We start from the raw sequence: 26440 nt of genomic DNA, 5'->3' as shown, positions 1-26440 counted from the left end.
GGATTCCTTCCTGAGTTCATGCGGTGCCCGGCGCCGGGGCCATCCCCGAGTCCAGGCCGAGCCGTTCCTGATGCTTGCCGAGCACGCGTTCCGCGGACTCGACGGTATTCATCAACAGCATGGTAATCGTCATCGGTCCCACGCCGCCCGGGACCGGGGTAATGTGCGAGGCGACTTCCGCCACGGCCGCGAAATCGACGTCGCCGCACAGCTTGCCGGCGTCGTCGCGGTTCATGCCGACGTCGATCACGATCGCGCCCGGTTTCACCATATCGGCCGTCAAGGTATTCCGGCGGCCGACGGCGGCGACGACCACGTCGGCCTGGCGCGTGTACAGGCCGAGATCCGGCGTCGCGCTATGGCATATGGTCACGGTGGCGTTGGCTTGCAAGAGCAGCAGCGCCATTGGTTTGCCGACCGTGTTCGAACGGCCGATGACGACCGCGTGCTTGCCGCGCAAATCAAGCCCCGTGGACTCGATGAGCTTCATGCAGCCATACGGCGTGCAGGGGCGGAAACCCGGCAGGTTGGCAACCAGTTCGCCGGCCGACAGCACCGAGTAGCCGTCGACGTCCTTGCTTGTGGCAATTGCTTCGATCACCTTGCTCGGATTGATGTGGCGCGGCAGCGGCATCTGCACCAGGATGCCGTGGATCGCCGGGTCCTTGTTGAGGGCGTCGATGCGGGCCAGCAGGGCGGACTCAAGCAGGTCGGCCTCGTATTTTTCCAGTACCGAGTGAAAGCCGACGTCGCCGCAGGCCTTGACCTTGTTGCGCACATACACCTGGCTGGCCGGGTCCTCGCCGACCAGGATCACGGCCAGGCCCGGCTGCTGGCCGGCAGCGCTGAGTTTGGCTGCACGCTCGGCGATGGCGGCGCGCAGTTGCTGGGAAAGTTGGACTCCGTCGATCAGTTGGGCAGGCATGGTAGGGCTCATCACTGGACAAAGATGAAATTATACGGCGCGTGCGGGTATCGCGCGCCGCGCGGGGTATTTCGTTGTCATATTTGTAGGGTTACTATGGATGGGGCGTCGGTGTATGCATTGGACTACCCACGGGGCATGACGGTAGGGCCGCGTGGGCTCGAGAGCCCACCCTGCGAACCATGGCCGTATCGCTAATTCCATATTATGAAATGATATATCGTAATTTGAAAAAGAATAGCGCCACTGGTAGAATCTCATGGCTTATTGTCAGTTTAGATTTCATTACAATCCGCCGCCGACGATCTGGAGATCGACGTGGGCCACGAAACCAAGGAGACGCACCAATGTCAGCTCAACTCGATCAGTTGACGGCCCAGGCCGCCAATGACCCCGATTCGCTCGAAACCAAGGAATGGCTCGACGCGCTGGAAGCGGTCATCGAAAACGAAGGTACCGAACGCGCCCATTACCTGATGGAACGCCTGGTCGACTTGGCGCGCCGCCGTGGCGCCCATATCCCGTTCTCCAGCAACACCGCTTACGTCAACACGATTCCGGCGCACCTGAACGTGAACAGCCCGGGCAACCTGGAATACGAAGAGCGCCTGCGCTCGTGGATGCGCTGGAACGCGATGGCGATGGTCGTCAAAGCCAACCGCGCCGACGGCGACCTCGGCGGCCACATCTCGTCGTTTGCCTCGCTGGCCAACATGCTCGGCATCGGCTTCAACCACTTCTGGCACGCCCCGACCGACACCCACGGCGGCGACCTGCTGTACATCCAGGGCCACAGTTCGCCCGGCATCTACGCGCGCGCTTTCCTGGAAGGCCGCATCAGCGAAGAGCAGCTGCTGAACTTCCGCCGCGAAGTCGACGGCAAGGGCCTGTCGTCGTATCCGCACCCGAAACTGATGCCGGACTTCTGGCAGTTCCCGACCGTCTCGATGGGTCTCGGCCCGCTGATGGCGATCTACCAGGCGCGTTTCCTGAAGTACCTGCACGCGCGCGGCATCGCCGATACCGAAGCACGTAAAGTCTGGGTCTTCTGCGGCGACGGCGAGATGGACGAGCCGGAATCGATGGGCGCGATCGGCATGGCCGCGCGAGAGCAGCTCGACAACCTGGTCATGGTCGTCAACTGCAACCTGCAGCGCCTGGACGGTCCGGTGCGCGGTAACGGCAAGATCATCCAGGAACTCGAAGCCGATTTCCGCGGCGCCGGCTGGAACGTCGTCAAGGTCATCTGGGGCCCGGGCTGGGACACCCTGCTGTCGAAAGACAAGGACGGCATCCTGCAGCGCGTGATGATGGAAACCGTCGACGGCGAATACCAGAACTACAAGGCCAAGGATGGCGCCTTCGTGCGCAAGCACTTCTTCGGCAAGCACCCCGAGCTGCTCAAAATGGTCGCCAACATGAGCGACGACGACATCTGGCGCCTGACCCGCGGCGGCCACGACCCGCACAAGATCTACGCGGCGTTCAAGAACGCGCAGGAAAACAAGGGCACCCCGACCGTCCTCCTGGTGAAGACCGTCAAGGGCTTCGGCATGGGCAAGTCGGGCGAGGCGCGCAACACCGCGCACCAGACCAAGAAGCTCGATGATGAGGCGATCCGCGAAATGCGCGACCGTTTCAACATCCCTATCCCGGACGACAAGCTGGCCGAGATCCCGTTCTTCAAGCCGTCCGACGATTCGCCGGAAATGAAGTACCTGCACGAGCGCCGCCAGGCCCTCGGCGGCTACCTGCCGCAGCGCCGCCAGAAGTCCGACGAAACTCTGATCGTGCCGCCACTGGAATCGTTCAAGGCCGTGCTCGAGCCGACCGCGCCGGGCCGCGAAATCTCGTCCACGCAATCGTATGTGCGCGTCATCACCAGCCTGCTGAAAGACGCGAGCCTGGGCCAGCGCATCGTGCCGATCCTGGTCGACGAATCGCGTACCTTCGGTATGGAAGGCCTGTTCCGCCAGATCGGCATCTTCAATCAACAGGGCCAGTTGTACGAGCCGGTCGACAAGGACCAGGTCATGTACTACCGCGAAGACAAGGCCGGCCAGATCCTGCAAGAGGGTATCAACGAAGCGGGCGGCATGAGCTCGTGGATCGCCGCGGCGACCTCGTACTCGTCGAACAACCGCACGATGATCCCGTTCTACACCTTCTACTCGATGTTCGGCATGCAGCGCGTGGGCGACCTGGTCTGGCTGGCGGGCGACATCCGCGCCCGCGGCTTCCTGATGGGCGGCACGGCCGGGCGCACGACCCTGAACGGCGAAGGCTTGCAGCACGAAGATGGCCACAGCCACATCATCGCGGCGACGGTGCCGAACTGCCTGCCGTACGACCCGACCTTCGGGCACGAAGTGGCGGTGATCATTCATGACGGCCTGCGCCGCATGGTGGAACAACAGGAAGACGTGTTCTACTACATCACCGTCATGAACGAGAACTACGAGCAGCCGGGCCTGAAACCGGGCCAGGAAGAGGGCATCCTGAAGGGCATGTACCTGCTGCAGCCGGGCGGCGAGGCGGAGCACCGCGTCCAGCTGGTCGGCTGCGGCACCATCCTGCGCGAGTCGATCGCAGCAAGCCAACTGCTGAAGAACGACTGGGGCATCGCGGCAGACGTCTGGTCCGCACCGTCGCTGACGCTGCTGGCGCGCGATGGCCAGGATTGCGAGCGCTGGAACATGGTCAATCCGACCGCCCAGCAACGCGTGCCTTACGTGACCTCGCTGATGCGGGTGACGACTGGCCCGATCATCGCGACGACCGACTATATGCGCCTGTTCGCCGAACAGATCCGCGCCTACATGCCGAAGGACCGCACCTATAAAGTACTCGGCACCGACGGTTTCGGCCGCTCGGACAGCCGCGTCAAGCTGCGCGAGTTCTTCGAAGTGAACCGTTACTACGTGACTGTCGCCGCCCTGCGCTCGCTGGCCGACGAAGGCAAGATCGATATGTCGATCGTGTCCCAGGCGATCGAGAAGTACGGCATCGATCCGAACAAGCCGAATCCTGTGACCCAGTAAATGTAAATGGTGTTTTCGCCGTTCCCCTCTCAAAAAGGGAGGAACGGCTCAAAACCAAACAAATAAAAACGGAGCTAACACTATGAGCATTGTGGAAGTCAAAGTCCCGGACATCGGCGACTTCAAGGAAGTCGAAGTCATCGAACTGATGGTCAAGCCTGGCGACACGATCAAGGTCGACCAGTCGCTGGTGACCGTCGAATCGGACAAGGCCAGCATGGAGATCCCGTCCAGCCATGCGGGCGTGGTCAAGGAAATCAAGATCAAGGTCGGCGACAAGGTCGCTGAAGGTTCGATTGTGCTGATGCTGGAAGAAGCTGCCGGCGCCGCACCTGCCGCTGATGCTGCGCCTGCCGCTGCACCGGCTGCCGGTGCTGCGCCCGCCGCTGCCGCTGCGCCTGCCGCAGCACCGGCTGCTGCCGCACCGGCGCCAGCCGCTGCGCCTGCGCCAGCTGCGGCGCCTGCACCTGCCGGCGATGTGGCGGCCGCCAACGGTAGCAAAGCCCACGCATCGCCATCGATCCGCAAGTTCGCGCGCGAGCTCGGCGTCGACCTGTCGCGCGTGCCCGGCACCGGTCCGAAGAACCGCATCACGCAAGTCGACGTGCAGAACTTCGTCAAGGGCGTGATGGCGGCGCCTACCTCGGCAAGCCCGGTAAAAGGCGGCTCCGGCGTCGGCCTCGACCTGCTGCCATGGCCATCGCTCGACTTCTCGAAGTTCGGCCCGACCGAACTGCTGCCGCTGTCGCGCATCAAGAAGATCAGCGGTCCGAACCTGCACCGCAACTGGGTCATGATCCCGCACGTGACGACCTTCGACGAAGCCGACGTCACCGACCTGGAGCAGTTCCGCGTCGATTCGAACGCCGCGCTGGCCAAGCAGAAGTCCGCCGTCAAGCTGACCATGCTGGCATTCGTGATCAAGGCCAGCGTCGCCGCTTTGAAGAAATTCCCGCAATTTAATGCCTCGCTCAGCGAAGATGGCGCGGCACTGATCCTGAAGCAGTACTACAACATTGGCTTCGCAGCCGACACCCCGAACGGCCTGGTGGTTCCGGTGGTGAAGGATGCCGACAAGAAGACGGTGTCGCAGATCGCCACCGAAATGGGCGAACTCTCGGCACAGGCACGCGACGGCAAGCTGTCGCCTGCGAACATGCAGGGCGCGACGTTCACCATTTCGTCGCTTGGCGGCATTGGCGGCACGGCCTTCACGCCGATCATCAATGCACCGGAACTGGCGATTCTCGGCCTGTCGAAGTCGGCCATGAAGCCGGTGTGGGATGGTTCCGCATTCCAGCCGCGCCTGATGCTGCCGCTGTCGCTGTCCTACGACCACCGCGTGATCGATGGCGCCGGGGCTGCACGCTTCGCCGCCTACTTGGCCGAAGTGCTGGCCGACCTGCGCAAAACCCTTCTGTAAGGAGCGCCGAGAATGAGCACTGTTGAAGTAAAAGTCCCGAACATCGGCGATTTCAAGGACGTCGAGATCATCGAACTGATGGTCAAGCCCGGCGACACGATCAAGGTCGACCAGTCGCTGGTCACCGTGGAGTCGGACAAGGCCTCGATGGAAATTCCATCGACCCACGCCGGCGTCGTCAAGGAACTGAAGGTCAATGTCGGCGACAAGGTGAACGAAGGTTCGCTGCTGTTGATGATCGAAGAGAGCGCTGGTGCCGCACCTGCCGCCGCTGCTACTCCTGACGCGCAGCCCACCGCTGCCATGCCGACCGACTCCTATGCGCCCGCGCATAAGCTGGACGCCGCCGCGCCTGCTGCCGCTCCCGTACCCGGCGCGGGCAGCTACAGCGGCCAGGTCGACATCGAATGCGAGATGATGGTGCTGGGCGCCGGTCCCGGCGGCTATTCGGCTGCCTTCCGTTCGGCCGACCTCGGCATGAACACGGTGCTGGTCGAGAAGTACGCAAGCCTGGGCGGCGTCTGCCTGAACGTGGGTTGCATCCCGTCGAAAGCGCTGCTGCACGTGGCGGCCGTCATCGACGAGACGGCGCACATGGCCGACCATGGCGTCAGCTTCGCCAAGCCCGAGATCGACATCGACAAGCTGCGTGCCTACAAGGACGGCGTCATCAAGAAGATGACCGGCGGTCTTGCCGGCATGTCGAAGGCACGCAAGGTGACTGTGGTGCAGGGCGTGGGCCAGTTCCTCAGCCCGAACCATATCGAAGTCACCGGTCCCGACGGCGCGAAAAAGGTCGTGAAGTTCGCGAAAGCGATCATCGCCGCCGGCTCCTCGGTGGTCAAACTGCCGTTCGTGCCGGAAGATCCGCGCATCGTCGACTCGACCGGCGCGCTGGAGTTGCGCCAGGTGCCGAAGAAGATGCTGGTCATCGGGGGCGGCATCATCGGCCTCGAAATGGCACACGTGTACTCGACGCTGGGCGCACGCATCGACGTCGTCGAAATGATGGATGGCCTGATGCAGGGCGCGGACCGCGATGCCGTGAAAGTGTGGCAGAAGTACAACGAGAAGCGTTTCGACAAGATCATGTTGAAGACCAAGACCGTCGGCGTGGAAGCGCTCGCCGAAGGCATCAAGGTCACCTTCGAAGCCGCCGAAGCGGGCGTCGCCGCGCCCGAACCGCAGCTGTACGACATGGTGCTGGTGGCCGTCGGCCGCAGCCCGAATGGTAAAAAAATCGCGGCAGACAAGGCCGGCGTGGCAGTGACGGATCGCGGCTTCATCGGTGTCGACGGCCAGATGCGCACCAACGTGCCGCACATCTTCGCCATCGGCGACCTGGTCGGCCAGCCGATGCTGGCGCACAAGGCGGTGCACGAAGCGCACGTGGCAGCAGAAGCGGCGCATGGCGAAAAGGCCTACTTTGACGCGAAAGTGATTCCATCGGTGGCCTACACCGATCCGGAAGTGGCATGGGCCGGCATCACCGAAGACGAAGCCAAGCAAAAGGGCATCAAGCTCGAGAAGGGCCACTTCCCGTGGGCCGCATCGGGCCGTGCTGTGGCGAATGGCCGCGACGAAGGCTTCACCAAGCTGCTGTTCGATGCCGAGACGGGCCGTATCGTCGGCGGCGCAATCGTCGGCACGAATGCCGGCGACATGATCGGCGAAATTGCGCTGGCGATCGAGATGGGTGCCGACGGCGTCGACATCGGCAAGACCATCCACCCGCACCCGACCCTGGGCGAGTCGATCGGCATGGCGGCGGAGGTCTACAAGGGCGTCTGCACCGATTTGCCGCCGGCCCGCAAGCGCTGAGCAGTCACGCAGCTGTGAGCTGAACCGAAACCGGAGCCGCGTGGTTCCGGTTTTTTTTTGCTCGTCGGCACGCCATCGATTTTGATGTTGCGCCAAGCTCCAGCCGCGCTATGATGGACGTGCGCACCGGCGAGCCGAAGCTACGCCCAGCGCAGCGAATGCGTGTCACAGGAGACTGACATGGAAGAGCACGGCACTGAATTTGTCGGGACGCTGTTCGTCCTGCCCGCATCGCGGGCCTTCGAGCTCAATACGACCCTGCACGGCCTGCCGGTCACGCTGACCGGAACGATTGCGCAGCACCTGGCGGCGCAGTTCGCGGGCAACGATGCGGCCGGCGAGCACATCGACGTGTGCCAGCTGAGCTTGCAGCCGCGTCGCGTCGAGATCCTGACGCGGGATCACCACGAGCGCCACCGTGCGCCGCGCAAGGTGCATTTTTTGATGCGGGTCATCGACGGCGGCGTGCAGCCGGCGCCGCACGAGGCAGTCACCAGCGCCTGAGATGGCGCGACCCTGACACGGCCGCTGCCCACTGTCAGCGCAGGTTCACGGTCGCCGTGGTCGGCGCCTCGCCCACCTCGATGGCCGCATCCTCGAAGCCCGGCGGGCCGAACTTGCTGCGCGCGTCGCGGCTGAAGCCGTAGGCTTCCTTCGGGATGCCGAGCAGGTTGGTGTCGAGTTCGCCGTTGCTGTTTTCATCCTGGTAGGCCACCACCGCCCAGGTGCCAGGCGGCACGCCCTTGACGCTGACGCTCGTCTCGCCCGCCTGGGCAGGGACGGAGGCGTTGTAGGCGCATTGTTTCAAAAAGCGCGTCTTGTCGCAGACGGCGACGCTGACTTTGCCTTTCGCCGTGACGCCGGACACGCGCACCTCGACCGTGGCGGCCGAGGCGGCGCCTGCGGTGAGGAACAGGGCGCCGGACAGTATGGCGCGTGACAGCTGATTCATCGAATTTTTCTCCTTGGGTTGTCTGTGCAAGAGCGGGACAGGCGCCGCTTGCCATCCGTGCGCACGGGCGCCGTATGGTAGTCTTCGTTCATGTTGCTCAATACGCTCATCGTCGTGGCCACGGTTGTCTTCATGGAAGTGTTTTCCATCGTCGCCCACAAGTACATCATGCACGGCTTCGGCTGGGGCTGGCATCGCTCGCACCACGAGCCGCGTACCGGCTGGTTCGAGAAGAACGACCTGTACGCCGTCGTCTTCGCAGCGATCGCCAGCGCCCTGATCTGGTTCGGCACCGAAGGCGCCTGGCGCCTGCAATGGATCGGCGCCGGCATGACGGCCTACGGCGTCCTGTATTTCGTCGCCCACGACGGCCTGGTGCACCGGCGCTGGCCTTTCCAGTACACCCCGCGCAGCGGCTACGCCAAGCGGCTCTACCAGGCGCACCGCATGCACCATGCGGTCGAAGGCAAGGACGGCGCTGTGTCCTTTGGCTTCCTGTATGCGCCGCCGGTCACCACTCTCAAGCGCCAGTTGCAGGCGCTGCATGGGGGTGCGCCCCAGCGGCCGTCGCGGGACGCTGCCACAAGCCGCCAGGACGCGGCTTGACGCGTCGCACGCGCGACAGCAGTGCTTCCACGCCCCCCTTCGCCAGCAGTATCAGCTTGGTCGCGCGCGAGGTGCCGACCCGCTCGTCCCAGGCGCGCGGGCCGCGTGCCTTGATCTTGATCCCGATTTCCCGATAGACGTTGCGCGCGGTGGCGATCGCCCAGGCCGAACGCAGCGGCAGGGCCCCGATGCCGTTCAGCGAAGATGCGTAATAGGGCTCGGCATAATCGAGCAGGCGCGCCGCTATCTTTGTCAGCGCCACGCGGTGCCGCGGCAGCGCCACCTGATCTGCTGGAATCCCGGCCTCGCGCAGCCACTGGGCGGGCAGGTAACAGCGCTTGACGCCCGCGTCGTCGATGATGTCGCGCGCGATGTTCGTTAGCTGGAACGCTAGTCCCAGGTCGCAGGCGCGGTCGAGCACCTTGTCGTCTTTCGCACCCATGATCGAGGCCATCATCAGGCCGACGACGCCGGCCACGTGGTAGCAGTAGCGCAGCGTGTCCTCGATCGTCTCGTAACGCTCCTCTGCCACATCCATGCCGAAGCCGGCCAGATGATCGAACGCGTAGCGCTGTGCAATCGCGTGGCGCAGCGCGACTTCCTGGAAGGCGCCAAACGCCGGGTCGAGCATTTTCTCGCCGGCATACGCACGGCGGGTCTGCTCGTACAGTTGCTCCAGTTCGCCGTGCGGATCGTGGCTGGCGGCGGCCACGCCAAAGCCCAGTTCCTGGCCGTCGACGACGTCGTCGCAATGGCGGCACCATGCGTAAAGCATCAGCACGCTGCGCCGCGTGGCGGGATCGAACAGCTTCGCCGCAGCGGCAAAACTCTTCGAGCCGACCTTGATTGTTTCGGTCGCGTGCTCGAGCAGCGCTTCGCTCATGCCGGCACCTGCCCCAGCATCAGGCCGGCCGTGGCCTTGGCCGAGCCGATCACGCCGGGTACACCGGCGCCTGGATGGGTGCCGGCGCCGACCAGGTACAGGTTCGCCAGGTCCTTGTCGCGGTTGTGCGGGCGGAACCAGGCGCTTTGGGTCAGCACCGGTTCCAGAGAAAACGCCGAACCGACGTGGGCATTGAGCTGGTCGCGGAAATCGAAGGGCGTGAAGATGCGGCTGGTGACGAGCTGGCTGCGCAGGCCCGGCATGTAGCGCTGCTCCAGGTATTCAAAGATTTTGTCGCGGTAGCGCGGCCCTACGACGTCCCAGTCGATGTCCGCATTGCCCAGGTGCGGCACGGGCGCCAGCACGTAATGGCTGCCGCAGCCAGGGGGTGCGAGCGATGGGTCGGTGACGCAGGGCGCGTGCAGGTAGAGCGAAAAATCGTCGGCCAGCGTATCGCCGTTGAAAATTTCGTCGATCAGGTCGCGATAGCGCGGCCCGAAGCAGACCGTGTGGTGCTGCAGCTGGCTGTGGTGGTGGTCGAGTCCAAAATAGATCACGAACAGCGAATTGCTGAAGCGTTTTTTGCGCAGGCTGGCGCCTTCCGCCAGGCCGCGCGGGTGCTGGTTCAAGAGCGAGGCGTAGGTGTGCACCACGTCGGCGTTCGAGGCCACCGCATCGGCCGGGAAGAGGCGGCCATTTTCGAGGCGCACGCCGCTGGCAAGCGACCCTGTCGTTTCAATCTGCGCCACCGCGGCATTCAATTCGATGCGTCCGCCGATGTCCTCGAACAGGCGCACCAGGCCGTTGATCAGCGCTCCCGTGCCGCCGCGCGGAAACCAGACGCCCCAGCGCCGCTCGAGCGCATGGATCAGCGTGTAGATCGAGGACGTCGCAAAAGGATTGCCGCCGACCAGCAGCGAGTGGAAGGAAAACGCCTGGCGCAGGTGTTCGTGTTGTACGAACTTCGACACCATGCTGTAGACGCTGCGCCAGGCCTGCAGCTTGGCCAGCTGCGGGCCGGCGGCGATCATGTCGCGGAAGGTCAAGAAGGGCACGGTGCCGAGCTTGATATAGCCTTCCTCGAATACGGCCTTCGAATACGCCAGGAACCGCTGGTAGCCGGCGACGTCGGCCGGGTTGATCGCATGGATCTGGCGATCGAGTGCTTCCTGGTCGTTGGCATAGTCGAAGTGGCTGCCGTCTTCCCAGCACAGGCGGTAGAAGGGCGCCACCGGCAGCATCTCGACGTAATCCTCGATGCGCTTGCCGGCAGCCGTGAACAGCTCTTCGATGCAGGACGGATCGGTGATCACGGTCGGGCCGGCGTCGAAGACGAAACCCTGGTCCTCGTAGACATAGGCGCGTCCGCCCGGCTTGTCGCGCTTTTCCAGCAGCGTCGTCTGGGTGCCGCCGGCCTGCAGGCGGATGGCCAGGGCCAGCCCGCCGAAGCCGGCGCCGATCACGACTGCGGTTTTTGGTGTTGCGTTCATTCGGCTTTCCTGATCTGACTGGGATGGGTACTGCGGGCAGCAAGCATGGCCGCGCGCACGGGTACGGGAGGTTTGCCGCTGAGGATGCGCGCTTTGTCGAGCAGGCGCAGCCGGGCAGAATAGAAGCGTTCGATCAGCGGCGCCGGCAGGCGGTAGAAACGCGCCATGACGCGCCAGCGGTTGTCCGGGCTGCCGGCCAAAAACAGCATGCGGTTGAGCAGCCTGAAAAAGCCCTGGCTGTTCCATGCGTTGGTGGCCTCGCCCTTGACGGCGGCAAACAGGCTGGGGGCGCTCAAGTCGGCGAGACCGGCGACGCGCTCGGCCAGGCGCACCGCGTGCGGCAAGGAGTAGCCGGTCGTCGAGTGGAACAGGCCGGCGCGCAGTCCGGAGACGGGCTGGCCTGCCAGGTCGGACCAGAACCCGTCGACGTCGCCGGCCAATACGATCGGCAGCGAGCCGTGTTCCTCGCGCAGCACCTGGGCGATCTGCCAGCCGCGCGATCGCGCATAGGCGTTGACGTTGGCGCGCAGGCGCTCGGGTTCCCAGATGCCGCTGTCGACATAATGGGTGTCCTCGATCAGGATGCGGTCGGGGCCAAAGGGCAGCAGGTAGACGAAGCGGTAGCCGCCTTCCTGTTCCACGTCGGCATCCATGATGACCGGGGCGGTGAGCCCATGTGGGACAGCCAGTCTCACTTCCTGGCCGAGGAAGGTCTGGTATCCCAGCGCCAGGCGCGGGCTGGCCCGCGGACCGCGACCGTCGATCACCGCGCCGGCATGCAAGGTCTCGCCGCCAGCGAGCATCACCGTGGTCGGCGTGACCGATTCGACCCGCGCGCCGGTGCGCAGCGCATGACCCAGCGCGGCCGTGATCACGCGCGCGAAGTCCTCGGAGGCGACGCTGGCGTAGCCGCTCTCGAGCGTGCGCGCGTGGCCGGGAAAGACGACCTCGTAGCGCGGCCAGCGGGCGCCGACCAGGGGCGCGATCCAGGTGTGTTGGGCTGCATTCAGGTCGCCGTCGTGGAAGGACCAAGTGTGGTTGCCGCCGATCGCGTCGCCCGCTTCGAGCAGCAGGATGTTCAATTCCGGCCGCTGCGTGCGCAGGCGCCAGGCGATCAGGCCATTGGCCAGCCCGCCGCCGACCAGGATCAGGTCGAAGGCATGGCGTTCCTGGCCGGGCACGGCGTCGCGCTTATCCACGATGCGCCACGCTGCGTGCATCGAGTCCCAGCGCCGCCTCGACGATATCGGCTGCGCGCGCACTTCCGCCGGCACTGCGCACGCCGGCGGCGAGCGGCGCGCAGCGTTCCCTGAAACCCGGTTCGTCGAGCAGGCGGCGCAGCTGGCGCGCAAGCCCGGTCGCGCTTGCGAAGCGCGGCGAAGCGGACAGGCCCACGCCCGCGTGCCGGATGCGCGCCGCCACGCCCGGCTGGTCGAACGCGATCGGCAGTGCGAGGATCGGCGTATGCGCGGCGACCGCATCCATGACCGTGTTCAGGCCGGCGTGCGAGACGACGGCGTCGGCCCGTGCGATCGCCGCTTCCTGTGGCGCGAAGGCGCAGACCCAGGTGGCGCCGAGGCGTTCGAGCGCTTGCGCCTGGCGTTCGTCGAGGCCGCCGCAATGGGCAATCAGTAGCTGGGCGTCGAGCTGGCGGCAGGCCTTGGCGATGCGTTTGAATACATCGAAACGGTGCCCCTGCAGCGTGCCGAGCGAGGCGAAGATGAAGGGCCGGTCCGGGCTCGTCTCGGGCAGCGCCTCGATCCGTGCGGGCGCCTTGTGCGATGCAGTGCGCAGCGGCCCGACATGGTGGAACCCTGGCGGAAGGTCCTGGCGCGGGAAGTCGAAAGCGGCTACCGTCTGGCTGATCTGGGCGAGCGGAGACAGGCATTCGTGCAGGGCGCCGCGCAGCGGGATGCCGAGACGGGTCGACGCGGCTTCGATCGCGCGCCGGTGCGGCGTCATCATCCAGTCGTAGACGCGGGTGCTGCCGTCGAACATATGGAGAGAACGTTCGCTGTCTCCCCAGTCGAAAGGCATGACCGGCAGCGGAATGCCGGGTTCGCGATTCACCGGCAGCGCGCAGGCGACCGAGATGAAAGGCAGCCCGAGCGACTCGGCCACCAGGCTGCCGGCGGCTTCCATCTGGTCGCCGAGCACGGCGTCGATGTGCAGCTGTTCGAAGGCGGCAGGCAGCTCGCGGCAGAGCATGGCCGTGGTGCCGGCCATGTCGAGGATCACGCGGCGCAGCCCGAGCGGACTGCCGGGATTGGCAGCGCGCAGTAGAGACTGCGCCAGGGAACCTGGCGGATGGCTCGCGGCGCCGACGGCATGGAAGCCCAGCCTGGGGTCGTTCAGGTAGACCCTTGCATCCGGCCGCTGCAGGAAGGTCACGCGGTGGCCGCGTTCGTTCAACGCCAGGGCCAGCGCCGACAGCGCGCTGAAATGACTATAGAAAGCGGGGGCGACCACGCCGAAATGGGCCATGCTGTCCCCGCCTAATTGCGCTTGTCGTTCAATGGTGCACCTGCTGCCGGTCCGGTGTAGCGGCATGCGCGCTGGCCGGCAAGCGAAAACCGGCGCCTTGCCCGAACAGCGTGCCGACGAAGCGGCGGGTGCGCTGCTTGCTGCCGATGGCGTCGGTCAGGTAGCGGTCGGCGTCGTCGAGGTGGGTGGCGAGGCGCCTGCGCGCTTCCTCGAAGCCCAGGACGTTGCTCAAGGTGGCCTTGCCGAGATCCTTGCCGGTGTCCTTGCCGGTCACGCTGCTGTCATTGGCCGGGTCGTCCTGGAAGTCGTCGCGGATCTGGAAGGCGTGGCCGGCCGCGAGCGCGAAGGCACGCAGCGACTGGGCAACGCAGTCGTCGGTTTCGGCGAGAATGGCGGCCATGTCGACCGAGACGCCGAGCAGCACGCCCGTCTTGAGCTCATTGGTGGTGGCGATTTCCTGTTCCGAGCGCTGGCCGCTGGCGCGCAAGTCTTCGAACTGGCCACGCACCAGGCCCTGGGTGCCGACGGTTTCGGCCAGTTTCGCCACTAGGCGCGCGCGCACGGCGGGCGGGATGTCGGGCGCACTGGCGAGCACGCCGAAGGCGCGGCTGAGCAAGGCGACCGAGGCGAGGATGGCGACGTCTTCGCCATATTGCACGTGGATCGTTGGTTGGCCACGGCGCAGCATGGCATTGTCCATGCACGGCATGTCGTCCAGGATCAGCGAGGCGGCGTGCACCATCTCGACGGCGCAGGCGATATCGGCCAGGGCAGGGGAGGCGCAGCCGAGGTCACGGGCAACGAGTATCAGCAGCAGCGGACGCATGCGCTTGCCGGCGCCGAGGGTGCCCGCACGCATCGCGCTTGTCAGGGCATCGCTGCCATTGCCGCTGTCGGGCAGCAACTGCGCCATGCGTTCCTCGAATCCGTGCCGGATCGCGGCCAGTTCCGTCAGCCAGGGATCGCCCCGCTTTTCCATGTCGAGCCCTGTGAGCCGTCCAGTCATCGTAGTCATGCGCGATCCTTGCTGATGTAGTGACGAAAATTGATGAATTGTTATCCATCATACCGGAATCGACCGTATACGATCGCCGACGCCTCAATGGTGCGGGCGCGGTTTGGGTATTTTCTCCCTAAAATCCGGCGGTTTCTGAGAAGAAATGGGGCGATGTCCCGTTCTTGTCCCGCCAAGCTTGATGCGATTGAGCACAAAAAAATGCCGCCAAGTACAAGCCGGGCGGCATTTCATGGTGGCGCCGCTTGGGCGCCTGATGCGCAATCAGCCGTAACTGGTCCAGCTTTGCGGGATATCGATGTGGCCCGACTTGGCGGCATCGGCATAGGCGCGCATTTCGGCGACCACGGCTTCGAGCTGTTCGTTGCCCGGGTTGAGCAGGAAGCCCTTTACGCGCTCTTGCAGCGCCGCTTGCTGGTCACGCCATTCGTAACGGGAACTCTTGCTCATAATCCCCCCTTGCACAGCGCTGTGATGTTCTTGTTGCTATCCATGACATCCTCCTTGAAGTAGAGGGTCAGTCTCTCATGGGCTGCTGCACCATATCGGTGCGATGACACACATTCGTGCGCTACGACACATATTTGCTCGGCCGTGCGGCTACTTCAGCACCGCGCGATAAAACAGCTCGAGGCGCTGTTCCAGCTGGCGATGCGCTTCGGCACGGGTCGGCTGGTCGTGCGGGAATACGAAGCGCTGCATGGCGTCGCCCGAGATCCAGCTGGTGAGAAAAGCGGGCAATTGTTCGTAGGGCAGGTCGGTGCGCAATTGCGCACGGATGTCCTCGCGCGCAAAGAAGCGCTCGAGCATGTCGCGCGTCAGGCGCGGCCCGGCGTCGTAGTAGGTATGGGCCAGTTCCGGGTTGTCCGCCGCTTCCGCGATCACCACTCGCTGCATCGCAATCAATTTATCTTGGCAAAGCAGGTCGAAGAACTGGCGCGCGAAATCGTCGACGATGTCGCGAAACGGGCGCATGTCGTGTTCCATGTCGCGCATGCGCAAGAACGCCTCGCGGCGCGACATCAGGACGGCCTCGAGCAGCCCGGCCTTGCCGCCGAACTTGACATAGATGGTGCGCACGGCAACGCGTGCCGCGCGGGCGATCGACTCGAGGCTGGTGCGGGTATAGCCGTTGGCCAGGAACAGTTGCGCGGCCACGTCGATCAGGTCCTGCATACGGGCTTCGACGTCGCTGTCCTTCGGGCGACCGGCACTGCGCAGGCTGGGAGGGATGGTCGCTTGCGATGGTTTGCTCATGGACGTCACTGTAAATCACGCACAAATGAAATGCAACCGTTTCATTTCTTGACGAACTGAAGCGCTTGCCGAATAATGGTGGAAATTACTTAGTCCTTTTTCGGAGTTGCACCCATGTCCCAAACGCAGCCCTCGAGCGAGCAGAAGCCGCTCGGCATTCCTCCTGCAGTTCCCGCCGCGGACAAGACGCCGCCCAACAAGCGCGTGCTGGCCGTGGTTGCGCTGATCGCGATCGTGGCGATTGGCGCCGGTGGGCGCATGTGGTACCGCAGCCATAACTTCGTCGATACCGAAAACGCCTACATTGCCGGCCACGTGCACCCGATATCGGCGCGCATCGCCGGCGTCGTCACGCGCGTGCTGGTGGAAGACAACCAGCATGTGAAGGCGGGCGACGTCATCGCCGAACTCGATCCAAGCGACCAGCACGTGCGCGTCGAGCAGATCGAAGCGCAGATTGCCAGCGCCAGGCAGCAGGTCATCCAGGCCGATGCGCAAGTCGAGCAGGTGCGTGCCCAGGCCAAGGCGGCCGAGGCCCAGGTCGGCCAGTCGCAGGCCCTCGCCCTGCGCGCGCGCCAGGACGCCGAGCGTTTCAGCCAGCTCTACACGAAGCAGATGAAGGCCGTCTCGAAAGCCGAAGTCGATGGCGCGAACGCCGCCCGCAGCGCCGCTGCCGCCGACGTCAATGCGCGCCGCGACAACGCGGCCGCAGCCCAGGCCCAGATCAACGCAAGCTCGTCCGCGCGCGACGTGCTGAAAGCCCAGATCAAGGTGCTGCAGGCGCAGCTGAAAGACGCGAAGCAGCAGGCCGGCTACAGCCGCATCGTGGCGCCGGTGGACGGCCGCATCGGCCGGCGCAGCGTGGAAGTGGGCGCGCGCGTGCAGCCGGGCCAGCAGCTGGTGGCCGTGGTCGAGGACAAGGTCTGGGTCACCGCCAATTTCAAGGAGACCCAGCTCGCAGGCCTGACCCCCGGCCAGGCGGTCCACTTGCAGATCGACGCGCTGCCGGACGAACACCTGGTTGGTCGCGTCGACAGCTTCTCGCCGGCCTCGGGGAATCAGTTCGCGCTGCTGCCGGCCGATAACGCGACCGGCAACTTCACCAAGATCGTGCAGCGCGTGCCGGTCAAGATCACCCTGGCGCCTGCCGATGTGCAGCGTCTCACGGGCCGCCTTTTGCCGGGCATGTCGGTGGTGGCGGAAGTCGACCTGCGCCAGAAGGCGGAGCCGGCACGCACTGCCCAGGCAGCACAGCCGGTGAAATAAGGGACGTTCCATGACGAGTATGATCAAGGCGACGCCAAGCGTCTTCCCCGGCGCGCCCGCCGCCGGCGCGCACGTCGACCTGCGCACCTGGATCGCGGTCGCCGCCGGCATGCTCGGCGCCTTCATGGCGGTGCTCGACATCCAGATCACCAATTCGTCGCTGCGCGACATCCTGGGCACCCTGAATGCTACCCAGGAAGAAGGATCCTGGATCTCCACCGCCTACCTGTGCGCCGAAATCGTCGTGATCCCGATGACGGCGCTGTTCGCGCGCGCCTTCGGGATACGTGCCTACATGATCGGCACGACCTCCCTGTTCCTGGTGTTCTCGACCCTGTGCGGCGCGGCCTGGAACCTGGAAAGCATGATCGTGTTCCGCATGCTGCAGGGCTTTACCGGCGGCGCGCTAATCCCGATGGCGATGACGCTGGTGATGACGCGCCTGCCCAGTTCGAAACGCGCGGTAGGCATGGCGATCTTCGGCCTGACGGCGACGCTGGCGCCGGCCATGGGCCCGACCCTGGGCGGCTACCTGGCCGAGCTGTACGGCTGGCCATCGATCTTCTACATCAACTGGGTGCCGGGCGTGCTGCTCATTGCCGGCATCATGTGGGGCCTGGAGCGCGAGCCGATGCAAGTGAAGCAGCTGCTCCACGCCGACTGGCTCGGCATCGGCCTGATGGCCATGGGCCTGGGCTGCCTGACGATCTTCCTGGAAGAGGGCAACTCGAAGGACTGGTTCGATTCGCAGTTCATCATCGTGTTCGCGACGCTGGCGCTGATCGGCATCCTGGGCTGGGTGGCGACGAGTTTTTCGCGCCAGCAGTCGTTTGTCAACCTGCGCCTGTACGGCCAGCGCAATTTTATGGTGGCGACCATCCTTTCGGCCGTCACCGGCATGGGCCTGTATGGCTCCTCCTACCTGCTGCCGCTGTACCTGGGCCAGATCGCCGGCTATACGCCGATGCAGATCGGCGAAGTGATCGCCTGGGTCGGTTTGCCGCAGCTGCTGGTGATGCCGTTCGCCGCGGCCCTGTCCTCGAAAGTCGACAACCGCATCCTGTGCAGTTTCGGCCTGCTGCTGTTCGGCGGCTCCTGCCTGATGAACGCCTACATGGATGCGAGCACCGGCTACGACCAGCTGATGTGGACCCAGGTGGTGCGTGCGATCGGCCAGCCTTTCGTGATGCTGACGCTGTCGAATTTTGCGATGCAGGGCATCTCGCAGAAGGACATGCCCTCGGCCTCGAGCCTGTTCAACATGACGCGCAATCTCGGCGGCTCGATTGGCATTGCCATGCTGGCGACTTCGCTGACCAACCGCGAGCACTTCCACTCGGCGCGCCTGGGCGAATCGGTGTCGAGCTACGCCGCGCCGACCCAGGAACGCATCGAGCAGATGACCCAGGCTTTCATTGCCGGCGGCATCGACCCGGCCACGGCCGCCAACCAGGCACTGGCGGCGCTCGATCGCATCGTGCGGCGCGAAGCCTATGTGATGGCCTATAACGACGGCTTCTTTATCGTCGGGGTCATCCTGATTGGATGCATCGCCGCGGTCTGGCTCGCCGACAAGGTCAAGTCCCCCGGCGCCGCCGGCGGTGGCGGCCACTGATTATTTGAAGAGATGAGAAAAACGATGTTCGATTCCTTTGCCAAGATGTTCCCGCAACGTGCACTCACCACTGGCGTGGCCGCCGCACTGGCCTTGATGGTAGGCGGCTGCTCCACCATCGGCGCCAACTTCGCCGCACCGAAAGCGGTGGAAGCGCCGGCTTACCGCCACGTCGAGCCGGTGGTGGCGGCGCCTGCCGACACCGCGCGCTTGCCGGGCAACTGGTGGACCGTCTTCAACGACGCCACCCTGAGCGGCCTGGAAGAACGCGCGCTGCGCGACAATCCGGGCGCGAAAGCGGCGGCCCAGCGCCTGCTGCAGGCCCAGGCCCAGCTCGGCGTGCTGCGCGCCGGCCAGGCGCCGAACGTGTCGGTGAATGCGGGCCTGTCGAACGCGCGCACCTCGGCCGAGACCTCGCAGGCGCTTGCGCTGGGAGGGCGTTCGATCGAAGGCAACAATTTCAGTGTCGGCGCGGCGCTGTCGTATGAGCTCGATTTATGGGGCCGTGTGCGGCGCGTGGTCGAAGCGGCCGACGCCCAGGCCCTCGCCGCCCAGGACGACCGCGACGGCGTGCTCTTGATGCTCTCGAGCCAGGTGGCGCAGGGCTACTGGCAGCTGCGCGGCCTGGACACCGAACAGGCGATCCTGGTCAATGCCCTGGCGGTGCGGCGCGAAGCGCAGGAACTGGTCGAAGCGCGTTTCAATGCCGGCCTGTCGAACGAACTCGATGTCTCGCGTGCGCGGATCGAACGGGCCAACGCCGAAGCCGACCTGCACGAGGTGAAGCGCCAGCGCAACCTCGTCGAACACGCGCTGGCAGTGTTGGTCGGTACCTCGCCGAGCACGCCGCTGCTGCCCGCCGACGCGCAACCGGCACTGCCGCTGCCGCCAACGATTCCGGTCGGTTTGCCGGCTAGCCTGCTGGCCCAGCGTCCGGACCTGGCTGCCAGCGTGGCCAACCTGCGCGCGGCGAATGCGCAAGTCGGCGTGGCAGAAGGCATGTTCTATCCATCGCTGACGCTGACGAGCAATTTCGGCTACGCGTCGCAATCGCTGCGCGAGCTCGCCGGCGGCAGCGCGCGCCAGTTCTCGGTCGGCCCGCTGGCCCTGTCGCTGCCGGTGTTCGACGGTGGCCGCAACCAGGCCAACCTGGCGCTGTACAAGGCGCGCTACGAGGAAGCGGTGGCGAACCACGAGACCCGCTTGTTGACGGCCTTGCGTGAAGTCGAAGACGCTTTGTCGGATGTTCAGCAGCGCCAGAAGCAGGGCGATGTCCAGGGCGAGGCGCAAGCAGCATCGGCCAGGGCGTTGCAGGTGGCGCAGGCACGCTACGAGCGCGGCATGTCGACCTATCTCGACGTCACCGACGCCCAGCGCAGCGCGCTCGCCGCCGACCGCGCCGCCGCCCAGATCCGCACCCAGCGTTTGCTGGCATCGGTCGCCGTCGCGCGGGCGCTTGGCGGCGGTTGGGCGGAGGCGCCGGCGATGGTAACGGTGCGCTGATTCGAGCCCCGCAAGTTGACCGGGAGTGACAATTCTGATGATGTCAAAGCGACAAATTCGACAAATTACAACGCTCGGACAAAGATTCACACATATTTAACGAAATAGTATGGTGGTCTGCTATAGTTATGGTTACTTTCCATGCAGCAATACTTGCTGTGCGGCGCGACCGGTGCGTTGATCCGGCTGACCTATAGCGAGTGTCCATGTTCTCTTCGAAAATGACGATCGGCGCCCGGTTGGCGCTCGGTTTTGGCGCCGTGCTGGCGCTGATGATGGTACTGACGGCGCTGGCGGTGAGCCGTGTCGGCACCATTGACGCCACCCTGAACCGCATCAATGACGTCACCAACGTCAAGCAACGTCATGCCATCAATTTCCGCGGCAGCGTGCACGACCGTGCGATTGCCTTGCGCGACGTGGTACTCGCCGGCGACAACGGCGCCGCGCAAGCACCGATCGAACAGATCCGCACGCTTTCCGCCAACTACGAACGCGCCGGCGTCGCCCTCGACGCCATGTTCGCCGCCCGCACCGATATCCTTCCTGATGAAAAAGCGGCACTCGCCGCGATCAAGGAAGACGAGCGCAAGACCCAGCCCCTGATCGCGAAAGTGACCGAGCTGCGCTTGGCCGGCGATGTCGATGGCGCCCGCGCACTGCTATCGCAAAGCGCGGCGCCGGCGTTTGTCTCGTGGCTGGCCAGCGTGAACCGCCTGATCGACCTTGAAGAACAACTGAACAAGGACTCGGCTGCCGATGCGCGCGCGATGACCGGCAGCTTCCTCGCCTGGATGGCGGTGCTGTGCGCGATTGCCGTTGCCGCAGGCAGCCTCGGCGCCTGGTTCATCAGCCGCGGCCTGCTGCGCCAGCTTGGCGGCCAGCCTGCGTATGCAGTCGATATCGTGCGCAGCATCGCCGCCGGCAATCTGGGTGTGCAAATCACGACGGCGGCGGGCGACCGTTCGAGCTTGTTGTTTGCCATGCAGGGCATGCGCGACAGCCTGGTGGCGATCGTCTCGCAAGTGCGCAACGGCACGCTGACGATTGCCAACGCCTCGATCGAGATCGCAGCAGGCAACCAGGATCTGTCCGGACGCACCGAGAACCAGGCCGATACCTTGAAAGATACCGCGGCTTCGATGGAAGAGCTGACCGGCACCGTGCGCCAGAACGCCGACAATGCGCGCCAGGCGAATGCGCTGGCCGAGTCGGCCTCCGAAGTGGCCTTGAAGGGCGGCGCTGTCGTGGCCCAGGTAGTCGAGACCATGGCCTCGATCAATGCCTCCTCCAAACAGATTGTCGACATCATCGGCGTGATCGACAGCATCGCTTTCCAGACCAACATCCTGGCCTTGAATGCCGCCGTGGAAGCGGCACGTGCCGGCGAGCAGGGACGCGGCTTTGCCGTCGTCGCCACCGAGGTGCGCAACCTGGCGCAGCGCTCGGCGGCCGCCGCGCGCGAAATCAAGACCCTGATCGGCAGTTCGGTCGAACGTGTCGACGTCGGCGCCCGCCTGGTTGACGAGGCCGGCAGCACGATGGAAGAGATCGTCACGAGCGTGAAGCGCGTGACCGACATCATGGCCGAGATCAGTTCGGCCAGTGCCGAGCAGAGCGCCGGCATCGAGCAGGTGAACAGCGCCATCGGCCGCATGGACGAGGCAACGCGCCAGAACGCCACGCTGGTCGAGCAGGCCGCCGCCGCCGCCGCTTCGCTGCAGGACGAGGCCGCCACGCTGGCCGAGGTCGTCAGTGTATTCAAAATGGAACAGCAGCACACCCGGACTGTTGCTTCCGTGCCGCAACGCGCGGCTTTGTCCTTATCGGTTTGAACAGGGACAAAAATACGTCGGAATGGGAAGATATTCTGGGTTCTGGAATTGCCTTTAGGCATTTCATCGAACCCGGAACTCTCCCATGTTCAGATCGTTCTTCTCCTTCGCGTTTTTATGCTCCACCTTCGTCGGCGCAAGCGCGCAGGCTGCCGAACTGACTGCGCTCGAGCAGCGCTGGCTGCAGGCCGCGGCCCCGGTGCTCTCGTATTCCCAGACCTTGAAACTGCCGATCGACATCATCGTCCAGCCGCAGGCGCGCGCCAGCGACGTGCCGCTGGCGATGGGTTTTGCCGGCGGCCGTTGCAAGCTGGTGCTGTCGCTGCGCGGCAATCCCCAGGCTGAAGCCGTCTTCGCCGCAGTACCGCAGGAAGCCCAGGGGGAACTGATCGAGGCCATGGCCGCGCATGAGATCGCCCATTGCTGGCGCCATGCGCAAGGTGCATGGAATGCGCTGCCGGCCGGCTTCGTCGCAGATGGCGAGGAAACGGCGAGCGACGGTTCGCTGCTGGCGATCTCGCGCGCGCTGCGCGAGTCGCGCCGCGAGGAAGCCTATGCCGACATGGTCGCGCTGGCCTGGACCCGCAACAACAACCCCGAATCCTACGCACGCGTGCACAGCTGGCTCGCCTCGGTACGCGCAGGGCAGGCGCCGCGCGGCGGCCACGATACCCGGACCTGGGTTGCCCTGGCGCGCGATGCAAATCGTTTTGGCAGCGCCGGCGCGCCGTTCGAGGATGCGGTGGCGCTGTGGCGCGAAGGCTTGTTGCGGGACTGACGGCCCTCACCTGGCGCGGGCCGGCTCAGCCGTATTTTGTGGTTTTTTCGACAAGCGTTCGTTGTCGCACAGATGTTATGAACCGGGCATCGTTTAATGGCTTCATCATAACAATCGACACAAGGGACTCCGCCATGAAATCATTACTCGCCACCCTGCTGGCTACCGCCGCCGGCGCCACTTTCGCCGCCGCTCCAGCGACTGCCCCGAACCAGGACTCGGCGACCTACCGCAGCGCGACCCAGAAGGCCGCTTCCGAATACAAGCTTGCCGCCGCCAAGTGCGATGCCAGGAAAGGCGCCGAGAAAGACAGCTGCCTGGACAATGCCAAGTCGGTGCGGACCGCCGCACTGGCCGACGCCAAGGCTGGCCGTGACGGTTCGACGGGCGCCGCCGGCAGCGCCGGCCTGATCGCCAGCACCGACACCAAGGATCCGGTCAAGGCCGCTGCCGTCGCCAAGTGCGAGCAGACCTCCGGCGGCGCCAGCACCGGTTGCCTGGTCGACAGCAAAGGCAATGTGACGACGATGGCCGGTCGCGCCGAGAACGCTACCGAGCGCGCCGTCGACAAGACCAAGTCTGTCGCATCGACCGTTGTCGAGAAGACCAAGGACATGGCGTCGACCGTGGCCGACAAGACCAGGGCGGCTGCATCGACCGTCGCCCAGAAGACCGAGAACGCGGCCGAGAACGTCGGCGACAAGACCCGCCAGGGCGCTGCCAACGTACGCGAAGAATCGAAGGAAGCTGCGGTAAAGACCGATAACGCGACCGACCGCGCCGCCGACAAGACCCGCGACGCCGGCCGTACCACTGCCATTGCCGCATCGGATACCGCGCTCACCACCAAGGTGAAAGCAAGCCTGTTCGCCCAGCCTGAACTGAAATCGCTCGGCATCCATGTCGAGACCGAGAAGGGTGTCGTCATGCTGAGCGGCTTCGTCGAAACGAAAGCCGAGGCCGACAAGGCGATCACGGCCGCCAAGGCAGTCGACGGCGTGACCAGCGTGAAGAGCGCAATCAAGGTCAAGTAAGAAAGGCGACAAGGTCGCAGCCGGACCGGTCCCGACCGGTTCGGCCCCTTGCAGGAGCGATCCCGTCAATCAGCGCGCGCAACCGTCCCCGACGTCTGCGCGCGTTGTCGTATGCGCGCCGCATCCGTGCCGCCCGCGCCGTTTCTCCGTCGCGTAATCGCGTGGCCCGGCAGTGGCGCGGTTATAATTTTCAGGTGAACAAACTCGAAGCCTTTGGATACATCGTGGCGCAAGCCTCCCGCGGTGATATCACCCTCCCTACCAGCGTCAATGCCGTGCTGCGACTGCAGCAGGCGCTCGACGATCCCGATTGTCCGCTCGACGATGCGATCCGGCTTGTATTGGCCGAGCCGCTGCTGGCCGCGCGCACCGTGGCGCTGGCCAATTCGGCCGCCTTCAGCGGTAGCGGCCCGCCGGTGACGAATGTACGCGCCGCCATCATCCGCATGGGTTACCGGCGCCTGCAGGCGCTCGTCGCGAGCCTGATGGTGCGCCAGTTCGGCAGCCGCATCACGGACCCCGGCCTGCGCGCCAAGGCCGAGCAGTTGTGGGAGCACACGACGCATGTGGCGGCGCTGGCCTGGTCGCTGGCACGCCACGTGACCGGCGCCAATCCGGATACGGCGCTGTTCGCCGGCATCATCCACGAGGTCGGCGGCTTTTATTTGCTCTTGCGTGCCGACGAATTCCCCGGGCTGCTCGACGACGATCCGGAAAAATGGGGCGAGCTGTGCGAGGACGTGGTCGGCCTCGAAGTCTTGAAAAAACTATCGGTGCCGGCGCCGGTGCTGGATGCCATCGGCCAAATGCGCCGCGCGTGGATCAACATGCCGCCGTCGACCCTGCTCGACACGCTGCTGCTGGCGAACCAGTACGCACCGGTCGCTTCCCCGCTCGGTGCGGCGCTCCCCGCCTTGCCCGAGCATGCCGACAGCGCGCTCGATTTTGTCATCGACGAACACTTGCTGGCCTCGATCCGGTTCGAGGCCGCCGAAACCTGCAAGGCGATGGGCGGGCCGCTGCTGGTCTGAGGACCATGCACGCAGGTCAAACGCGGGCCGGGAACCAAGGACGAGGCCAGCCCTTCTAACCGTAGGGAGCTTATCCTGCGGAGGGAGCGTGAGTCCTTACTTGAGGCGCTGGCAGTCGAAGGCCGTGCAGCCGCTGTGCCTGTTTTGCCTGTTCTGCCTGCTGGCGGTGCCGGCCGTTTTTGCACAGCCCCGTCCAGGTAATCCTTCCGTCACCCTGCTCACGGTCGCCGGGCCAATCGGCCCGGCGTATGCCGACTATGTCGAGCGCGGCATCGCCGGGGCAGCCGCCAGGGGGCACCGACTTGTCGTCCTGCAGATCGACACGCCCGGTGGGCTTGACACCGCCATGCGTGTCACCGTGCGCGCCATCCTGGCCGCGCCGATCCCCGTTGCCTGTTTTGTTGCGCCAAGCGGGGCCCGCGCCGCCAGCGCCGGCACCTATATCCTGTACGCCTGCCATGTCGCGGCAATGGCGCCGGGGACCAACCTGGGGGCGGCCACGCCGGTGCAGGTTGGTAGGGGCCCGGACCCGCCGGGCGCTGCCAAGCCGGGCCAGCCATCGACCCTGGAAAACAAGGCGGTCAACGATGCCGCCGCTTATCTGCGCGGCCTGGCGCAACTGCGCGCACGCAACGCGGTCTGGGCCGAGGCATCGGTGCGCCAGTCGCTGAGCCTGTCCGCCGAGGATGCATTGGCGGCCAAGGTCGTCGATATCGTCGCGCGCGATGTGCCCGGCCTGCTGGCACAGGCGAACGGACGCAGCGTCAGTGTGCGTGGCCAGCCCTGGCGCGTCGACAGCGCCGGCGTGGGCCTTGTCGACACGCCGCCCGACTGGCGCACGCGCCTGCTGGCGGCGATCACCAATCCCAGCGTCGCCCTGATCCTGTTGTCGGTCGGCGTGTACGGCCTGCTGTTCGAATTCATGAGTCCGGGCGCCGTGCTGCCCGGCGTGGTGGGCGCGATCTGCCTGCTGCTGGGCCTGTACGGCTTGCAGCTGCTGCCAATCAATTATTCGGGACTGGCACTGATCTTCTTCGGACTGGCCTGCATGATCGCCGAAGCCTTCCTGCCCAGCTTCGGCGTGATCGGCTTCGGTGGCGTGATTGCGTTCGTCATCGGGGCCTTGCTGCTGCTCGACAGCGAGGCGCCCGGCTTCGGATTACCGCTTGGCCTGGTCGCCGGCGTCGGCGTCGTGGCGGCGCTGCTGGTCGGTGCCACGGCCCAGGTCGCCATGCGCACGCGGCGCCGGCCGCTCCCGGGAGCGCTGGCTTCGCTTGAAGGCAGTATGGGCGAAGTGCTGGGCGATGCCGCGCGCGAGGGCTGGGCAAATGTCGGCGGCGAGACCTGGCAGGTGGCGGCCGACACGCCCCTGGTGCGTGGCGAGCGAGTACGCGTGCTGGGGCGGCGCGGACGGGTGCTGCTGGTGGCGCCGCTGGCGCGCGCTCCCATCGGTAAGGATGAGCCCCCCAATGGGCACTAGG

At 65.3% G+C, this 26440-nt stretch carries 21 protein-coding genes and 1 pseudogene; 13 read left to right on the top strand and 9 right to left on the bottom strand.

The genetic code is table 11. From position 1 onward, the window contains the following. Positions 1–16 precede the first annotated feature (16 nt). Positions 17–925, bottom strand: a complete 909-nt coding sequence (gene folD / locus ACHAC9_RS11120) for a bifunctional methylenetetrahydrofolate dehydrogenase/methenyltetrahydrofolate cyclohydrolase FolD (protein ID WP_435760031.1) — start codon at positions 923–925, stop codon at positions 17–19. A 347-nt stretch (positions 926–1272) separates the two neighbouring features. On the opposite strand from folD, the gene aceE reads away from it, so the two are divergent. The 4 genes and pseudogenes from aceE (at position 1273) to ACHAC9_RS11100 (ending at position 7714) form a co-directional block, all read left to right on the top strand. Continuing rightward, entirely contained in the window at positions 1273–3966 is a 2694-nt protein-coding gene (aceE, locus tag ACHAC9_RS11115; RefSeq protein WP_435760030.1) for a pyruvate dehydrogenase (acetyl-transferring), homodimeric type, read from the top strand. Positions 3967–4024: 58 nt separating this feature from the next. Then, a pseudogene (gene aceF / locus ACHAC9_RS11110) lies at positions 4025–5389 on the top strand (dihydrolipoyllysine-residue acetyltransferase); the annotation flags it as partial. 12 nt (positions 5390–5401) lie between these two features. Next, positions 5402–7210 carry a dihydrolipoyl dehydrogenase gene (gene lpdA / locus ACHAC9_RS11105; protein ID WP_435760029.1) on the top strand — a complete coding sequence of 603 codons (1809 nt, stop codon included), beginning with the start codon at positions 5402–5404 and terminating at the stop codon, positions 7208–7210. 180 nt (positions 7211–7390) lie between these two features. Continuing rightward, the gene (locus tag ACHAC9_RS11100; RefSeq protein ID WP_435760028.1) at positions 7391–7714 is read left to right on the top strand and encodes a hypothetical protein; all 324 of its coding nucleotides are present in this window, start codon (positions 7391–7393) and stop codon (positions 7712–7714) included. Between the two features lie 34 nt (positions 7715–7748). On the opposite strand, the gene ACHAC9_RS11095 is transcribed toward ACHAC9_RS11100, so the two are convergent. Continuing rightward, positions 7749–8162, bottom strand: coding sequence for a DUF2141 domain-containing protein (locus ACHAC9_RS11095; RefSeq protein WP_435760027.1), 414 nt, complete (start codon positions 8160–8162; stop codon positions 7749–7751). A gap of 90 nt (positions 8163–8252) precedes the next feature. On the opposite strand from ACHAC9_RS11095, the gene ACHAC9_RS11090 reads away from it, so the two are divergent. Next, positions 8253–8768 carry a sterol desaturase family protein gene (locus ACHAC9_RS11090; protein ID WP_435760026.1) on the top strand — a complete coding sequence of 172 codons (516 nt, stop codon included), beginning with the start codon at positions 8253–8255 and terminating at the stop codon, positions 8766–8768. Here ACHAC9_RS11090 and crtB read toward each other — a convergent pair. The 7 genes from crtB to ACHAC9_RS11055 form a co-directional block, all read right to left on the bottom strand. Beyond that, entirely contained in the window at positions 8683–9651 is a 969-nt protein-coding gene (crtB, locus tag ACHAC9_RS11085) for a 15-cis-phytoene synthase CrtB (protein WP_435760024.1), read from the bottom strand. The two genes, ACHAC9_RS11090 and crtB, sit on opposite strands and share 86 nt — an antisense overlap. Beyond that, positions 9648–11141, bottom strand: a complete 1494-nt coding sequence (locus ACHAC9_RS11080) for a phytoene desaturase (protein ID WP_435760023.1) — start codon at positions 11139–11141, stop codon at positions 9648–9650. The genes crtB and ACHAC9_RS11080 overlap by 4 nt, the downstream gene beginning before the upstream one ends. After that, positions 11138–12340: a lycopene beta-cyclase CrtY gene (crtY, locus tag ACHAC9_RS11075; protein WP_435760022.1), complete on the bottom strand. Its 1203-nt coding sequence runs from the start codon at positions 12338–12340 to the stop codon at positions 11138–11140. Before crtY ends, ACHAC9_RS11080 begins: the two co-directional genes overlap by 4 nt. Further along, a complete protein-coding gene (locus tag ACHAC9_RS11070) occupies positions 12333–13625 on the bottom strand; it encodes a glycosyltransferase (RefSeq protein ID WP_435760020.1) in 1293 nt (430 codons plus the stop codon). Before ACHAC9_RS11070 ends, crtY begins: the two co-directional genes overlap by 8 nt. 28 nt (positions 13626–13653) lie before the next feature. Continuing rightward, complete coding sequence (locus tag ACHAC9_RS11065; RefSeq protein WP_435760019.1) at positions 13654–14640, bottom strand: polyprenyl synthetase family protein; 987 nt, start codon at positions 14638–14640, stop codon at positions 13654–13656. 264 nt (positions 14641–14904) lie between these two features. Next, positions 14905–15090, bottom strand: a complete 186-nt coding sequence (locus ACHAC9_RS11060) for a hypothetical protein (RefSeq protein ID WP_435760018.1) — start codon at positions 15088–15090, stop codon at positions 14905–14907. Positions 15091–15240: 150 nt separating this feature from the next. Beyond that, positions 15241–15897: a TetR/AcrR family transcriptional regulator gene (locus ACHAC9_RS11055; protein ID WP_435760017.1), complete on the bottom strand. Its 657-nt coding sequence runs from the start codon at positions 15895–15897 to the stop codon at positions 15241–15243. A 114-nt stretch (positions 15898–16011) separates the two neighbouring features. On the opposite strand from ACHAC9_RS11055, the gene ACHAC9_RS11050 reads away from it, so the two are divergent. From ACHAC9_RS11050 to ACHAC9_RS11015, 8 genes are all read left to right on the top strand, one after another. Then, positions 16012–17163, top strand: a complete 1152-nt coding sequence (locus ACHAC9_RS11050; protein ID WP_435760016.1) for an HlyD family efflux transporter periplasmic adaptor subunit — start codon at positions 16012–16014, stop codon at positions 17161–17163. Between the two features lie 10 nt (positions 17164–17173). Then, positions 17174–18778 (top strand): DHA2 family efflux MFS transporter permease subunit, encoded by a 1605-nt coding sequence (locus ACHAC9_RS11045; RefSeq protein ID WP_435760015.1) that lies wholly within the window; start codon positions 17174–17176, stop codon positions 18776–18778. 24 nt (positions 18779–18802) lie between these two features. Further along, a complete protein-coding gene (locus tag ACHAC9_RS11040; protein ID WP_435760014.1) occupies positions 18803–20281 on the top strand; it encodes an efflux transporter outer membrane subunit in 1479 nt (492 codons plus the stop codon). A 206-nt stretch (positions 20282–20487) separates the two neighbouring features. Next, complete coding sequence (locus ACHAC9_RS11035; protein WP_435760013.1) at positions 20488–22116, top strand: methyl-accepting chemotaxis protein; 1629 nt, start codon at positions 20488–20490, stop codon at positions 22114–22116. A gap of 85 nt (positions 22117–22201) precedes the next feature. Further along, positions 22202–22894: a hypothetical protein gene (locus ACHAC9_RS11030; protein ID WP_435760012.1), complete on the top strand. Its 693-nt coding sequence runs from the start codon at positions 22202–22204 to the stop codon at positions 22892–22894. Positions 22895–23028: 134 nt separating this feature from the next. Continuing rightward, on the top strand, positions 23029–23928 hold the full coding sequence (locus ACHAC9_RS11025) for a BON domain-containing protein (RefSeq protein ID WP_435760011.1): 900 nt from the start codon (positions 23029–23031) through the stop codon (positions 23926–23928). A gap of 224 nt (positions 23929–24152) precedes the next feature. Further along, positions 24153–24959 carry an HDOD domain-containing protein gene (locus ACHAC9_RS11020; protein ID WP_435760010.1) on the top strand — a complete coding sequence of 269 codons (807 nt, stop codon included), beginning with the start codon at positions 24153–24155 and terminating at the stop codon, positions 24957–24959. Between the two features lie 88 nt (positions 24960–25047). After that, entirely contained in the window at positions 25048–26439 is a 1392-nt protein-coding gene (locus ACHAC9_RS11015; RefSeq protein WP_435760009.1) for an NfeD family protein, read from the top strand. Position 26440: the final 1 nt, after the last annotated feature.

It is taken from the genome of Massilia sp. CMS3.1 (assembly GCF_051262535.1).
Taxonomy (GTDB): domain Bacteria; phylum Pseudomonadota; class Gammaproteobacteria; order Burkholderiales; family Burkholderiaceae_D; genus Telluria.
This window is presented reverse-complemented; position numbering and strand designations above follow the sequence as displayed.